General features: G+C 55.1%; 11 protein-coding genes. 4 read left to right on the forward strand and 7 right to left on the reverse strand.

Annotated features, from left to right (window positions below):
* Positions 1-152 precede the first annotated feature (152 nt).
* Positions 153-2,228 carry an alpha-amylase family glycosyl hydrolase gene (locus tag KTE_RS44300; protein ID WP_201393553.1) on the forward strand — a complete coding sequence of 692 codons (2,076 nt, stop codon included), beginning with the start codon at positions 153-155 and terminating at the stop codon, positions 2,226-2,228.
* 406 nt (positions 2,229-2,634) lie between these two features.
* Positions 2,635-4,392: an ABC transporter substrate-binding protein gene (locus KTE_RS44305; protein WP_201393555.1), complete on the forward strand. Its 1,758-nt coding sequence runs from the start codon at positions 2,635-2,637 to the stop codon at positions 4,390-4,392.
* A 120-nt stretch (positions 4,393-4,512) separates the two neighbouring features.
* Here the strand turns inward: KTE_RS44305 and KTE_RS44310 are convergent, their stop codons facing one another.
* Entirely contained in the window at positions 4,513-5,487 is a 975-nt protein-coding gene (locus tag KTE_RS44310; protein WP_201393557.1) for an aromatic ring-hydroxylating dioxygenase subunit alpha, read from the reverse strand.
* A 282-nt stretch (positions 5,488-5,769) separates the two neighbouring features.
* Here KTE_RS44310 and KTE_RS44315 point away from each other — a divergent pair, with 282 nt between their 5' ends.
* On the forward strand, positions 5,770-6,609 hold the full coding sequence (locus KTE_RS44315; RefSeq protein ID WP_236601002.1) for a CHAP domain-containing protein: 840 nt from the start codon (positions 5,770-5,772) through the stop codon (positions 6,607-6,609).
* 65 nt (positions 6,610-6,674) lie between these two features.
* Here KTE_RS44315 and KTE_RS44320 read toward each other — a convergent pair whose 3' ends face one another.
* From KTE_RS44320 to KTE_RS44335, 4 genes are all read right to left on the reverse strand, one after another.
* Positions 6,675-7,685 carry an aldo/keto reductase gene (locus KTE_RS44320; RefSeq protein WP_236601003.1) on the reverse strand — a complete coding sequence of 337 codons (1,011 nt, stop codon included), beginning with the start codon at positions 7,683-7,685 and terminating at the stop codon, positions 6,675-6,677.
* A gap of 117 nt (positions 7,686-7,802) precedes the next feature.
* A complete protein-coding gene (locus KTE_RS44325) occupies positions 7,803-8,522 on the reverse strand; it encodes a hypothetical protein (RefSeq protein WP_201393561.1) in 720 nt (239 codons plus the stop codon).
* A 41-nt stretch (positions 8,523-8,563) separates the two neighbouring features.
* Entirely contained in the window at positions 8,564-9,856 is a 1,293-nt protein-coding gene (locus KTE_RS44330; protein WP_236601004.1) for an MFS transporter, read from the reverse strand.
* A 15-nt stretch (positions 9,857-9,871) separates the two neighbouring features.
* Entirely contained in the window at positions 9,872-11,029 is a 1,158-nt protein-coding gene (locus tag KTE_RS44335) for an RNA polymerase sigma factor (RefSeq protein ID WP_201393565.1), read from the reverse strand.
* Positions 11,030-11,266: 237 nt separating this feature from the next.
* On the opposite strand from KTE_RS44335, the gene KTE_RS44340 reads away from it, so the two are divergent.
* The gene (locus KTE_RS44340) at positions 11,267-11,752 is read left to right on the forward strand and encodes a DinB family protein (RefSeq protein ID WP_201393567.1); all 486 of its coding nucleotides are present in this window, start codon (positions 11,267-11,269) and stop codon (positions 11,750-11,752) included.
* 138 nt (positions 11,753-11,890) lie between these two features.
* Here the strand turns inward: KTE_RS44340 and KTE_RS44345 are convergent, their stop codons facing one another.
* Entirely contained in the window at positions 11,891-12,721 is an 831-nt protein-coding gene (locus tag KTE_RS44345) for a hypothetical protein (RefSeq protein ID WP_201393569.1), read from the reverse strand.
* Positions 12,669-15,179, reverse strand: coding sequence for a hypothetical protein (locus KTE_RS44350; protein WP_201393571.1), 2,511 nt, complete (start codon positions 15,177-15,179; stop codon positions 12,669-12,671). Before KTE_RS44350 ends, KTE_RS44345 begins: the two co-directional genes overlap by 53 nt.
* Between the last annotated feature and the right edge of the window lie 10 nt (positions 15,180-15,189).

The raw sequence follows: 15,189 nt of genomic DNA on the forward strand, positions 1-15,189 counted from the left end.
GAGGCAAGGCAATTGCTTTGACTTAGAGACTCAAGTCATCTTGTTGAGACTATTTATGCCTGTGATACGAGTTATATATGTGAGGGTATTCTTTCGATGCCATTCCCTTACATAAAATGAGCAGCCCCACCTCGTGTGAAAGGTAGTAATAGATGCAAGTAATTAAAGCTCCGGCAGAGACACAGCCGGAGGCCGACCTCCTGGTACATAAGAGAACCCACTTCGCGCTCTGGCGCCCTACCGTTACCGATCCCGCTCCCAGGCTTCTTATCGGTGAGTTTGTGCCTGGGGAACCGCCAACATTAGGCCAGGAGCAGGCTTTTACCCTATCTCCTTCGGCAAAAGGTGAGGGATTATGGGATATCGCGGCTAAGGACTGCCAGCTCGAAAACGGTAAGCTCTATCACTACTGGTTTGAGGTCACCGATAGCAATGCCTACAAGGAAAGTCACCCGCGTATCCTCTGTACCGATCCCTTCGCCCTCAATGTCGATTGGCGCTTGCTCTCGCCAAAGCCAGAAGATGACGCGTTTGGCGACGAAGACCGCTATCCGGCGAGCGTGGTGAAGTATCGGGATGGTGAGTTGGTGCCGTGCGATCCCGAGGGCCAGAGTCCCGATTGGCGCAATGATCCCCCTCTGGAGAGCCTGCCGGTCAACACGCAACTGGTTATCTATGAGTTGCCCACAGCCTGGGCTAGAATGCGCAAAGAGGGTGGCGTGCAGGTCGCGGGTGGCAACTTTCGTGATGTCCTGGCGCTGGTCGATCCTGGGGCCATACCTTTCAGTTTCTTTGGCTTGACTGTCTTGCAGGAGGGGCGAGCGCATCTCCGTGACCTGGGCATTACGGCATTGGAGTTGTTGCCGCCCGCTGATAGCTATGTCGATGGTGGATGGGGCTATGCCACCACCAATTACTTTACTGCCGACTATAACCTGGGCAGTTATGGGAAGGGCAGGCGGCCTGCACCAACGACCGAGCTGGCGCGCTTGATCCGTGCCTGCCATCAAAATGGCGTGCGTTTCTTCGCGGATGTCGTCATGGCCTTTGCGGCCCGCAATCCCTATCGCTCAATCAACTACGCCGATTTCTTTGTCAAGGCGAATTCTGGCGATCCCGAAGAGTATGTGGGGGATATCAAGCGCGATGGCTTTGGTAGCGACCTGTTCAAGTATAACCACGAGGTCGAGGGCTATGATCCATTCACCGGGGAGCAGGGTAAATTTATTCCGGCGCGCTCCTTTATGCTGGCCTATCTCGACCACTGGATGCGTTACTATCGTATCGATGGTGTGCGCATCGATAGCATCGTGAATATCGCGAGCTGGGATTTTGTCGAGAGCTTTAAAGATCTGGGGCATCGCGTCTACCAGGCACGCTGGGTGGAGCAGGGCAACGAGCCTGAGATCGCGGGCGCGCGTTTCCTGGTCACCGGTGAAGAGCTGGACATGCCCCTCGACCTGGTGCATCAGCATCGCGTGGATAGTCTGTGGAACGAGTACTTTAAGCGCTATATACGCGCGGCCATTATCGGTCAGCAGCATCCCGATGAGGCGAGCTTCGAGAAGACTGTCAAGAAGATGGTAGATTGCCGCCTGGTGGGTTTTGGCGATGGCTCGCAGGCCATCAACTACGTCACTTCGCATGATGTCGAGGGCTATGGAAATGAGCGACTCTTCGATTACCTGAATAGCTGCGGGGTCGACGAGAAGGAGCAGCGCATCAAGCTGGCCTTTACCTGCCTGATTACCTCCGTTGGCGTCCCGATGATTCTGGCTGGCGAGGAGTTTGCTGACCAGCATGACACGCCTGCGGAGGGGCCGGAGAAGCAGCGTGATGCTGTAAACTTTGAGCGGCGCTATGATCCCTGGCGTGCGCGCATTGTAGATCACGTGGCCCGCCTCGTGCGCCTGCGCACCAATTGCGAATCGTTATGGGTCAACGAGACGGAGTTTATCCATAACGATTTCGCGGATGGCAAGCGGATTATGGCCTGGGTGCGTGGTGAGCCAGATAGCCGCAATAAAGTAGTCATCGTAGCCAACTTCAGTGATTACGGGACCCCGAACCCTAAGGATAAGCGCTCGGAATACGTTATCAACAACTGGCCTCAACTGCCCAAAGGCATGCGCTGGCGCGAAGTCACTCAGGATCGTGTTGTGCCTACCAAGCGTGCCGGGCGCGAGCCAATTCTCCCCTGGGAATCGCGCGTTTACGTCGCAGAATAGCATCACTCAACTGGCTCCCCAGGTCTGGGGAGCCGGTTATATGCCCTTCTTCTATCAAGCATTTTGTTCCTTAATGTTTCTTTCTATGTGAGATCTACGAAGTTAACGACGTATAATTAGTGTAGGATAGTTAAGCAACGTATATATACATTTTGGGTGAAGAGAAGCCGTACTATAGTGGCTTGGCGCTGCAAGATACCCTGAAGGGCGCAGGCAGATGCCGGTCGAGAGCGAAGGATCGACCTTTCTTTCTCCTCGTTATTGGCTTCACAACAATTGATAGGGCAGTATACGTAACTCCTCGTGCGGCATCAGGTCGTCAGTTCATATCGACAACCTGTTCTGTAGTCGTATTGTCTTTTTTGTGATTTAGTGTATGTTATAGCCTCAAAGGAGAGTTGATGTTATGCCTTCGGATAGAAAACGCTCTATACTTATCTGGCCAGTGTTTCTTACCTTGCTGGCCCTGCTTGTTACCGCCTGTGGTGGTAGCTCAGGGGGAAATGGTAATGGGCCTGGAGCCAAGCTCTCTAACGACAAGCAGGTGTACGTCGTCCCGCTGAGCGGTATATCGGATGTCGCGACACTCGATCCAGCCCTCTCGACTGATGCCCCTTCGATTAACGCCCTCAATCTGATGTTTGTAGGCCTGGTACAGCTCGATGATAATCTGAAAGTGTATGGCGAACTGGCCCAGAACTGGAGCACCTCCAGCGATGGTCTGACCTGGACCTTTAAGCTGCGCGACGGCCTCAAGTTCAGCGATGGCAATCCCATCACCGCAGACGACGTGATCTTCAGCATTGACCGTGCGCTCAAGCCGGAACTGAAGTCGACGGTGGCCCCAGCCTATCTGAGCCTGATCAAGGATTCAGACAAGCGCTTTGCAGGCAAGGTTCCCACGTTGATCAATGATAGCCTCTTCGCGCCTGATCCTACAACGGTCAAGATCGTGACCAGCCAGAGCGCGCAGTACTTCCTGCAAGCTCTGACCTACCCGACATCGTATGTTGTGGAGAAAAGTTTTGTGCAGAAGTATGGCGATACAGATTTTCTTAAGCACCTGAACGAGGGTGGCTGCTCGGGTCCCTTCAAACTAGACCAGCATATCTCTGGTAAGCAGGTTAGCTTTGTGCCTAACAGCAACTATTGGGGTGGTAAGCCTCAGTTGCAGAAACTGGTATACGCCTTCTACAAAGACCCACAGACAGCCTACAAAGCCTACAAGACCAACCAGATCGACCAGGCCGGTGTGCCAACTGCTAACCTGGATGAGGCACGCTCTCTGCCCAATAAGCAGTATCGCCAGGTGCCTCAGTTGACCATCGACTACTTTGCGATGAACTACCTGGCCAAGCCCTTTAACAATATCAAGATCCGCCAGGCCTTTGCCCTTTCCATCGATAAAAACGCCATTCAGGATCGCATCAACAAGGGTGCGCGCCTGGCGACTAACCACATCGTGCCTCAAGGTATGCCGGGGTATAATCCTAATCTCAAGGCTCCTGGTGGCGTGACCAGCACAAAGGGCGATAAAAACCTGGCCAAGCAGCTCTTCCAGCAAGGTATGCAGGAGGAGAGTTATACCCTTTCAAACTTCCCTGCTGTGACGGTGACGGTCGCCTCTGGTGGCTCACAGACTGCCAAGAACCTCTTCCAGTTTGCGCAACAGCAGTGGAAGGATACTCTGGGTGTCACGGTGACCATCAACGACGAGGACTTTAACAAACGCCTGGATGATGTCTCAAATACCGTGGGCAATGGCAAATTGCAGATGTGGTTTGCGGCCTGGGGCGCGGACTATCCCGATCCTGAGGACTGGACGACCCTGCTCTTTGGCAATGGCTCGACCAATGACTCGACCAATTATGGGATGGGGAATTCCAAGACGGTCGCGATGCAGAAGCAGATGCAGGACTTGATGCTGAAGGCTGACGTCAATCAGAACAATACTGAGCGCCTTGCCCAGTACAACCAGATTGAGCAGCAACTTGTGGATGATGTCGCCTGGATTCCCATTGACCAGCGTGCTACAAGCTATGTCCTCAAGCCCTGCGTGCAGGGAGTTGTGGATAATGCGCAGAGCCTTGTACCTCCAGGCGATTGGGCCAAGGTCTACAAGACCAGCGATTCCCCCTGTGCTAACACAAACGCCTATAAATAGGATGTTCCTGATAGTACAGGTTAGCAGGGAGACAGACATATCGCTTGTTCTTTCATGCCCTCTTGCCGGGAACATGCGAGGGAGAGTGTGCGCTAACGCACCTCTCCCTTTTTCGCTTTATCAAGCTGTACCGAAGGTGACGCCTTTCTCGCGCAGCCAGCGCCGGTAGGCGATAGAGAGCCTGTCTGAGCGCAGGTGTAGCTCGGCTTGCAGGTCCAGGGGCAGGAGTTCGGGCCGCTGTGATTCGACGACTGGAATATCTTCGAAGAGGATGCCCTCCTGGAACTTGATGATTTCCTCGTCCGACTCATCCTTTGTCGTTGTCGCCTCATAGGTCCAGACCAGGGAGTGATCGATATCGACAGGCGTGATGGTAAAGAGCAGGGCCAGCCCTGAATTATCCTCGTCCTGCTTTGCCAGGTAAGCCGTGAGAGGACGTAGAACTTTATAAATATAATGCATATACGCGCCCTGGCCTACGCCAATGGGATTAGGCTGCCAGACACAGATGTCGTTGGCGACAATCTCATCCGGCGTTACATCGACTTGATAATCGGAGAGAGCGGTATGCTCCAGGTCGCCCAGGCTTCCCTGGTGAACGAAGGGGAAGTGTGCCACATCTAGAAAGTTTTCGATCAGGCGTGGCCCTCCGGCCCGCACTTTGTAAGGGCCACAGACGACGGCCTTAAACCTCTGGTTGTCCCATTCGGGAAAGACGGGAATATCGCACTCTGGCTCTCCCAGCGAGACCCAGATGGTATTGTACCGCTCACGGGCCTGGTAGACCGTCGCCTGGGCTTTGGCAGGTGGACACTGCTCAGGATGGGCGGGGAAGCGAATGCAGCGCCCCTCGCCATTATAGACCCAGCCGTGATATGGGCAGGCCAGTGTCGTCTTGGTGGCCTTGCCCAGCGAGAGTTTCGCGCCACGGTGAATGCAGAGATCGCGCCAGGCATGGATCTCCCCATCCGCGCTACGCCATAATACCAGGTCCTCGCCCAGTAAACGTGCCGCGACCGGCTTTCCCTCGACAATATCAGCAGAACGGGCAATAGGATGCCAATCATTAATTAAGATAGTATCTTGAATCAGCATAGTTACTAGCTCTCTCCAGGATTACGCTTGTGCGCTTGTTAAAACGTATCTTAACCCGAAAAAGGCTGAAGAGCAAGCGGCAAGCTCCTCGAAGTCTGTCCCGGCTCGCAAGCTCGCCCCAAGCGCGAAGGCTTACCTGGGAGAAAACATACACTATACAAATACACGATTTATAGAGTATACTTATCTTAAGCCTCTCAACACAATATAGCGACACTAATGTAGGGAATAGACACTTCTACTGATCCTGGACGTGGATATGTGATGGTGGAGGAGAATAGAATGCTTGGTCTAGATAATCCTCTGGTCGCGAAATTTTTTAGCGCAGTTGATAGCAACACCTGGCGTTGTAAGCAGACAGGCTATACTCTTACCGGGAATATCCTGAACTTTTACCGCCTCTTTGGCACTACTGGCATGAATGGCTTGACGCACATTGGATTACCCCTGGGCAACGCCTATACGCCCGAGCCTGGCAAGCCTCGCTCATACCAGAAATTTGAGCGCGCCATTCTAGCCTATGATCCTCAGCACACATATGACCGTCCCCCTGGTGGTGGTGATGTCTACTTTATGCATATTGACCACCCCCTGCCTCAAGGCTCAACTCCGGTTCCATCTCCAACACCAACCCCCACTCCGGTTCCATCTCCAACACCAACCCCCACTCCCGTTCCTAAACAACCCCCGACTCCCGTCCCGACTCCAACGCCCACGCCTGCTCCTAAGCCACCACCTGTGAAGAAGCCAGTGGCTGGCAAGAGTAACAATTTTCCCGCAGGTCAATGTACTTACTGGGCGGCCTATCGTTTTCACCAGGTGCATGGGGTCTGGGTGCCCTGGCTTGGCGATGCGTGGAAATGGCCTGACCAGGCCAAGAGCAACAACTGGGTGATCTCACGTACGCCAACGGTGGGCGCCATTATCGCCCTTCAACCTTATGTGCAGGGCGCGGGCAGCCTGGGCCATGTTGGCATCGTCGAGTCAATAACCGGCAATAAGAGTGTGCATACCAGTAACTACAACTGGTACGCCGACGGAGGAGGCTGGGGCATCTGTTCCTATTGGGACTTCCAGTACGCCTCCTCCGTCGATATCGCCTTCATCTCGCTGGCGAGTTAGCCTTGCCCCACCCTGTGGGGTCCATGCATGGACCCCACAGGGTGGGTGCACCACACATAATTCGTCTACACTTGCACGGGCGAGATCTTATCAATGGCCTTGAGTTCGTCCTCGCTGAATTCGAGGTTCTTCAGCGCGGCGACGTTTTCTTCGATCTGCTCGACCTTCGAGGCCCCGATCAGGACGCTGGTCACGGCCTTGTGGCGCAGATTCCAGGCCAGCGCCATTTGCGCGAGGCTCTGGCCGCGCTCCTGGGCGATCTTATTCAGGCCGCGAATCTGCTCCAGCTTCTCAGGTGTGAGCATCCTTTCGGCGTGCTGTTTGTCCCACCATTCAGCCGCGCGTGAATCACTGGGGATATTATCGCCCAGGTACTTGGTGCTCAGCAGACCCTGCGCCAGGGGGCTGAAAGTAATGACACCGCTCCCCGCGCGCAGCGTATGATCAAAGAGATTATGCTCTGGCCCACGTCCCAGCATGTTATAGTATGGCTGATGGATCGTAATAGGCGCCAGGCCCATCTGTTTGGTGATCGCCACCGCCTCCTCAAACTGCGCCCCCGTGAAGTTGCTCACACCAATGTAGAGTGCCTTGCCTTGCTTCACAATCAGATCGAGGGCTGCCATCGTCTCTTCCAGCGGCGTCTCGGGATCGGGACGGTGCGCATAGAAGATATCCACATACTCCAGACCCAGGCGTTTCAGTGACTGATCCAGGCTCGCCACAAGATATTTCTTCGAGAGGCCATCGCCATAGGGGCCGGGCCACATATAGTAGCCTGCCTTGCTCGAGATAATCAGCTCATCGCGTGGCATATCGCGTAAGATCTTCCCCACCACCTTCTCCGCGTTGCCCGCTGGACGCCCATAGTTATTGGCCAGGTCAAAATGGGTGATGCCCAGATCGAAGGCGCGATAGAGGCAGGCGCGCGCCACCTCTTCGCCGCGATAGCCACCAAAGGTCTCCCAGGCCCCCAGCGAAATCGCCGGCAGGCGCAGTCCGCTACGGCCGCTACGGCGATACTGCATCCGCTCATAGCGATCTTCAGCAAAGCTCGTCACTTGCGTATCTGACATACATACATCGCTTTCTAGCAAAAATACACACTTACTTACCACCAGGAGCAGCCAGTCGACCGCACCTGTTCCCCTATTAGTATGTCACGTTTTTAAGTTTATCGATATATCTCTTTGCTATTTTAGCCACACGCTTAATGGGCCCAGGGGCGTAAAGCCAGCGCGTAATGTAGTTTCCAGGCTCTCATCCTGCTCATATCCAACAATAGGAAGATCAGGATAGCAGGTAGCTATCATGCTGACCAATCCTTCCCAGTATTTTTCCGGCTCTTGTTCGGGAGTAAAGACGTTGGAGATGCCTACTACTCCGGTAGTTCTATTAGCAATCGCTCCTGCTACGATCTGCTTTGCTTTGTAAGCTGCGATAAAGCAGATGTCTGCATCATGCAATAGTGTAGGGAGGAAGAGTTGATTTTGAGACAACGATGTTTGGGACCATACCTCTTCCCAGCGTAGCAGTTCCTTCTCTGATGTGATTTGCCGCCATTGGAGATTAGTGTCTCTCGTCGAGGCAGTTTCTCCAGATATTTCTCTAAGGATCCATTGTGCTTGAAAGAGCTGCTCAAACCCAAAGGGGGCGAGATCCAGGATCGCGAAACTATCCTTCACAGAAACACCGTATTCCCTTTTGGTAGTAAGAAACTCAGCAAGAGCGTTATGTTCAAGGTTAATGTTGGCTTTTGGCGTAAGCGTCACAAGGTTGGGATAATAGATCGGCGTTTGCTGTTGACAAACCCAGAAATCATCATGAAACTCTCCCAGAGTGTTATGAGACCGACAGATAGTATCACACCAGACGGCATTATTATATGTAGCTAGTTGAGTAAGTGATTGCAATGGTTCTATTCCCCTTTTTCTTATGTATTCATCAAGGCATACTATTGTATACCATCGGCAATGGTAGTCCTTTTAGACTGATCCATCCCCTTCAGGCTGGGATTGAAGAGGAGTGAGATGGTTGAGAGCAGGTAGATGCAGCCGAAGATGAGGATTCCTGGTGTGATGCCGAGCCAGTCGACGAGGAAGCCAGCGACCAGTCCGCCGATGGGCATGCCCAGGAAGGCCATGGCAGTGAGGGCGCCGAAGACGCGCGCCCGCAGTTCTGCAGGGACTAACTCCTGCTCCATGGTGCTCAAGATGGGATTGATGGGACCAATTGCCACGCCGCCTATGGCGTAAGAGACAATGAGTATAGGCAGGGGCAGACCCAGGGCCAGAGCGAAGAAACGCAGGATCGTCGAAAAGCAGAAGCAGAGGCCAAAGGTGAGTCGCCTGGGGAGGCGATGACCAATGGCGGCGAAGAGGAGGGTTCCCGCGAAGGCCGCGCCTCCCCAGGCAGCGCTCAGCCAGCCAAGCGAAACCGGGCTTTCCAGTATCTTCTGCCCATAGCTTGGCAGCAGTACGCCAGACATTCCCTGGTCGAGCATATTGGTAATCATGATGGTGATGGCGATGGCAAACATGACCGGTGTGCGGCGTAGAAATGTCAGCCCCTCTTTCAGATTTTGCAGATAGTTGCCCTGCTCTTGTCCCTGCTCACGCGGCTTTGCCTTGCTCGCTGGAATGCTCCAGGCGAGCAGGAGGGCCGAGAAGAAGAAGGTCACGCCATCCACCCAGAGCAGGTTGCTGGTGCCAATAACGAGGATCAGTACGCCAGCCAGGGGCGCGCCAAAGAAGCCAGAGACACGGCTGACCCCGTCATAGAGCGAGTTTGCCCGCTCGGCAGGCATCCGCGAGAGCTTGATCAGGTCTGGCAGGAGGGCATAGCGTGCCGAACTGCCCGGTGTCATAAGCAGGCCTGCCAGGAAGACCAGGACTTGCAACTGCCAGAAGCTGAGGCCGATGGTCTCATAACACAGGGGAATGAGCATGACCGCGATGCCGCTGGCCACGTCCCCCAGGATACTGACGCGCTTGAATCCCAGCTTATCAAGAAGCTGGCTACCGAAGAAGGATGAGAGCACGACCGCGAGCATCTCAAAGAAGGCCGTAATGCCCGCTTTGGACGCGCTGCCCGTGGTCTGTAGGACCAGCCAGGGTATAGCGATAAACATCAATCTATCGCCAATCAGGGAGACCGTATTGGCGAGGAAGAGCGCGTAGATGGGCAGCGAGCGTTTCTCTGGTAGCTCTGTGTTCTGCTCCGCTTGAAGATTTTTTTCCTGTTCCATGCTTGCTCCCATTGCCTAACCTCCATAGATGTTGAGCACATCGAAGCGCTCGCGGGTCGCGACGACCTCAATCCTGGCTGCGCTGGTAATGCTCTCGCAGGTGGCGATGAGGGCGGGTACGCCCTCGGCCTCAATGCTACGAGGTGGCAGGAGGCGGATGCGTGGATAGCGGTGGCGGAAGGCCTGGACCTCTGGCAGGTCGAAGGCCAGGGTATCCATGCAGGTATGGCAGCGGGAGCCACAGTGATTACAGAGTAGATCAATGACGATGGCATTGCGTTGACGAATCCAGCTTGAGGTTTCGGCGGGTATGCCAAAGTTGAGAGGTACCGGGTGACCGCAATCAATGCAGGTGACGGAGCCTTCTCGTAGAGCGGTACGGTAATAGCCACTGGCCCATTTATCCAGGCGCGAGATCGCGGGCTTGAAGGTCTTGAAGCCCTCCAGGAACTTGATGCCGGTGTTCCAGGAGACATAGTCGTTCGTGCGCGGACAACAGGCGGGACACTTTAAGTAGAGGTCGCCCTGCACCGGGTCGAGCTTGCCCAGCATACGCTGTTGTCCACAGTGATGACACCAGAGCGCGAGCTGGGTCCATTCGGCGTTCTCATTGGGGACATAAGCTTCTGTTTCCAGTTTAAACTCGTCGGTCAGGACGCGGCGCAGGGCCAGGGTCCCGCGCTTGAGGCGCATGGAGGCGGTATGAATATTGACTCCCATCAGGCTGGCGACCTCGGAGAGAGATGACTGGCGCACATAGCGCTCAAGGAGCGAGGTACGAGTCTCGGGTGGAAGCAGGTCCATGGCGCGGTCCAGCAGTTCGGCCAACTCTTTGCGCTCCAGCTCGACCTCCATGTCAAACTCATCGGCCAGTGTCTCTTCAAGCACATTCAGGCTCTCATCTGGCTCTGTTTGTAGATGAAGGCTTTGCTCCTGCTGGCGCCCCTGCTGGCGTGCCCAGCGCAGGTAGACATTGCGCGCGATCCCTGACAGCCATGCAGAGACTTTCTCTGGCTCACGCAGGCCCTCTAGATGTTTCCAGGCCTCTAGCAATGTCTCCTGTACCAGGTCCTCCGCCACGTGTGCGTCTCCGGCCAGGCGGGTGCAGAGGCGTACCAGGCGCGGCCTCTCGCTGCTAAGGATGGTTTCTATATTGTGTATGGCTTCGTCCATATTCTCCATCGGTACGTCCCTCTCGAAGTAGTCTATCATGTCTATTACTTCTATGTCGCGATTTAGGGAAGCGATTTAACGCAAAATTTGACCGAATTTTGTATTTTCTCAGAACTTCTCTGTAGTATCAAAAAAAATGATGGATGCAATCGAAAACTATTGCTAACGCCTGGGCTTGTAGGTGTGTTAGAGTAAGGATAGTTAAATCGCTTATTTTTGAGAGGTGAGGATAAACATATGAATGCAAATCGTGCTCAGTTAATTGCTACTTTAGAGCAGACACATGGGGCGCTGGCGGGATTGACCGCGAGCTTAAGCGATGAGGTGCTGGACTTTCGCCTGGGCGCGGAGGAGTGGAGCACACGCGAGATCCTGGCTCACCTGGTAGACGACGAGATGTTTGTCATGTGCACGCGTGTGGAGCGTATGGTCAAAGAGGAACATCCTACGCTTGCTGATAATGATGAGAAGAAGTGGCATAGTCATCGCAATACCTCACGTGACGCTGTGAGCGAGTTGTTACACGACTTCGCTATTCAGCGTGCAGCCAGCCTGAACATCCTGACCTTCTTGAGCGAGGAGGATTGGGCGCGTACAGGTTTCCACCCCGGCTACGGCGAATTCACCGTCGAGAAGTGGCTTGAGCATTGGGCCGAGCACGATCTCGTCCACATTCGCCAGATCGAGCAGAATAACGCCGCATATACAGCCAGCCAGCGGTAGCACGTCCACGCGGCTACTGGTGGTTGGCCTGGGAAGCCATCGCGTGCGATGACTTCCCAGGTTCTTACGTGGCAATTTGTCCGGACAAAATTTCCCAGTCAAGTTCTTTGGGCGCGTGCCGATATGTGGGGCCAGCAATTACCGTTGTGGTGGGAAGAGGTGGTTAAAGGGCCAGAGGCTGCTCAGGACGGTGAGGGGCGAGATGGAGGCGTTCATGCTGGCAGGTAGCTGATGCCTGGTTGGCCTGGTGGGCTGGGAGCGCCAGAAGATGGCGCCAATGCCGACGAATACAAGCAGGATCTCGATGGTCAGGAGCAGCCATTCATCTCCCAGGTGGGCTTGAAAATTGCGCTTGAAGAGAACCTCGGCAAGCAGTAGGAGCAGGCAGAGCAGGCCGTAAGTGCTGAGATAGAGGCGATGCCGCGCAGGTGGGCTGTGGTGAAAGAGACTACAATGGGCGATGAAGACGCTGATCGCCAGCAGGGCAAAGGGGATGGGCGGTGAGTTGTCGCGCCACCACATGATGTTAATGAGGAGCCAGGAGATAGCCCCTTGAGCCAGGAGCGCGGGATACAGTGGCTCAAAGGCTGTACAGGCGTGCAGGATTCTACCTAATGTGCCTGGCTGGTCGGTAGGCAGCTCGGCGAGTTTGAAGCCAAAGGTGAAGATGAGGAGCCAGAGGAGGCCGAAGAGCAGCCAGATGAGCAGGATCTGGAGGAGATAGGGGACATTGGGCACATGGCAGATGAGCGCGTCATTACTGCTAATCCTGGCCGAGGGGCAGAGCAGGCCATCCCAGGTTAGCATACCTGCGACAATAGTAAACGTACAGAGAAACGCGGCCAGGAGCCACCAGCGTGGATACCAACCGGCATACTGGCGAATGATGTCTCTCAAGGACTCAGATTGTGCCTCTTCACGCTGAGTTTGAACTGTCGTCGTGGTGGGCGTGGGTGTAGGTTCTGGCATAGCTTTCCTCCGCTGTAAGCAAGTTGCCGCGACTAAAGGTGGCGATAATGAGCCAGGGATGTGTTTCGGGCAGGTATACAGGGTAGGCGTCGTCAGGGATATGGAGCGCGTTCCGTTGTAGCTCTCTTTCACGCCCACACACAAAAGTCACGCTCTGCTCAGACATGCCAGGCCCTGGCTGGTAGAGTAGCTTGCGCGCCTGTGTGAAGGCTTCGCGCCAGGCATCATCCTTTGTAAGAGCGGGACCGAGTTCCGTCATCTCGCCGGAGCAGTATGGTTGTATAATCTCACGGGCGAAGGCTATGAGCTGGCGGCGCAGGTTATCCTGGTTGCTGGTAGGCAGGCTCTGGCCTGTCGCTGTAAGCGTGCGCAAGAAGTGCTGCTGGATGGCTGGCAGGGTCTGATGCCAGGACTGTACGGGGGCGAGCGTGCGCATCTTATTAACCTGCTCGACGATCTCCTCAAGTGTATTACTCGACCCACGCTGCAGGAGCTCTCCATTGACTACAAGCACGTCGCGCGATCCAGCAGGGCTGTTGTAGAGCTCCTGCTGAAGGCGCTCGGCCTGCTCGCTAAACTGGTCGCGTAGAGTTACAAAGCATGGGGCCAGGTCATGCAGACGCTTGCGTAGATCGTGGACTCTGTCCTGTAGCTCCTGTATGAGCTTTGTGCGAAGTTCGTCCTCGCGAAGCTCGCAACGGTGGACATACGCCAGGCGATGGAAGTCTAGCAGGTCGGATCGGGCGACTCGCACGGCTTGCTGACGCTGATAATGAAAGAGGCCATGCGCAAGGAATGTAGCTGTGCTCACGCCTGCTATGATGTTTGCTAATATGCTTATGGGATATAGGAGAGGCAGGGTGATGAGTACGGCAATGAGAAAAGGGAGTGCGATCAGGGCCTGGGCCGCTGGAGAAGGTACGCGGGCCTCACGCCGAGTGAGACGCTCCCCCAGGCGTTGAGCGATTTCTGTCTCTTCAGTGGTCAGGCCTGATGAAGGCTGTTTGTCTGCTTGAGGCGGCTCTTCGAGAGCGGCAGGTGTGGCTTGAGGGAGGCCAACGCGTGCCGCAAATGTGTGCATGGTCTCGTTATAGCCTCGTTGATGGACGCTCTGCCAGGCGAGGCAGCGCCTTTCGAGTTGTGCCACTTGCGCGGCGAATTCGTCGATATAGAGCATGGCGAGATGTAGCCCGGTTTCATCAACCTGGCTTGTCTCTGTAGTGATCTGCTGAAGGCTTGTGTTGATGAGTGTAGACATAGCCTGCCAGGCGAGCGTGGCGCTTGCATTCCATGCGTTATAGCGCTCAGGAGCCTTCTTCGCGCGACACGCGACCAGCTCGCTCCAGTTCATAGCCACTCCAGGCTGATGAGTGAAGGCGTACTGTACTGCTTCGGGCCAGAAGCAGGCGAAGAGCGCCTGCTCTTGCTCTGAGAGCTGGCTGTGTAGCCGAGCCGTGTCTTCAGAGTTTGGTAGCTGAGATGGAGGCGTTGAGCGGAGCCCATCCAAGCTGGGGGCGAGATGCTCTGGGCGCTGGTGTGGATGCATGCTCCAATGTAAGCCGTGTGTGGTATTGGTGAGGGGACGCTTCTGGCTGTCCTCCAGCCAGTGGGTAAGCGTCTTGGCGAAGCCACGCGCCCCGGTCTGTAGCTCCTCTCGCCTGCTTGTCGCGATAGGCGTTTCCTGGAGACCGCGCCGCCATTGCTCAAGGAGATCTCTGCCAAGGCGTAGCGCACAGTAGTCTTGAATGGTCTCTCGGGGAGAGAGCACCAGGCTAGTGCTAAGGCTACCCACAACAATTGGGGTGGCCGGATTGGTGCCACCACGAATCATTTCCATGAAGAAGGGTTCGGTCGTGATACTGGTGAGTAGCAGGGTAAAGAGCGCCTCCGCGATGGCATAGCAGGTCTCGTCCTCCGAGAGAAAGGCCTGCTGTGGCTGGATCGAGTTCCCTTGATAGAGATAGCAGAAGTGAGTTGGGAGCGCAAGATTCAGGGGCGCTTCCAGCTGGGTGCGGAGCATAGAGCAGATGAACGAATGGTTATTGGTGCGTTGTAGTTGAGCCTGTAGGGCTTGCTGAACCTGGGCGAGAGGGCTATGCGTGGGATCTCCAACGATATAAATTTGTGCGCGAGAATCAGGTACAGGATAGCCCGCGCGTGTAATTCCCGTGATAAGCTGGTTGGATTGGATCTCTTGCAAGGTGTGTGTGACCAGGAGTTCAAAAGGTCTTGCCTCTGCTGTGGATATTTGCGCCTGCTCAAGTGGCCGGGTCAGGGGGAGTCGGGTTGCCGTGCGTTTCTGCGTGTCGAGCTGAAGCAGGGTCATACCCTGGCAGAGAACACTGCCCGGCTTTGTCCGCTGGAGGAGCGACATGAACTGTGTGCAAATATGCTGCCCCGTCTCATCGACGAAGATGACCAGTCCCGGGCGAAAACGGAGATGAATAGGCGCGCGCATAGTCTCCTCC

The sequence above is a fragment of the Ktedonobacter sp. SOSP1-85 genome (assembly GCF_016587415.1).
Lineage (GTDB): Bacteria > Chloroflexota > Ktedonobacteria > Ktedonobacterales > Ktedonobacteraceae > Ktedonobacter.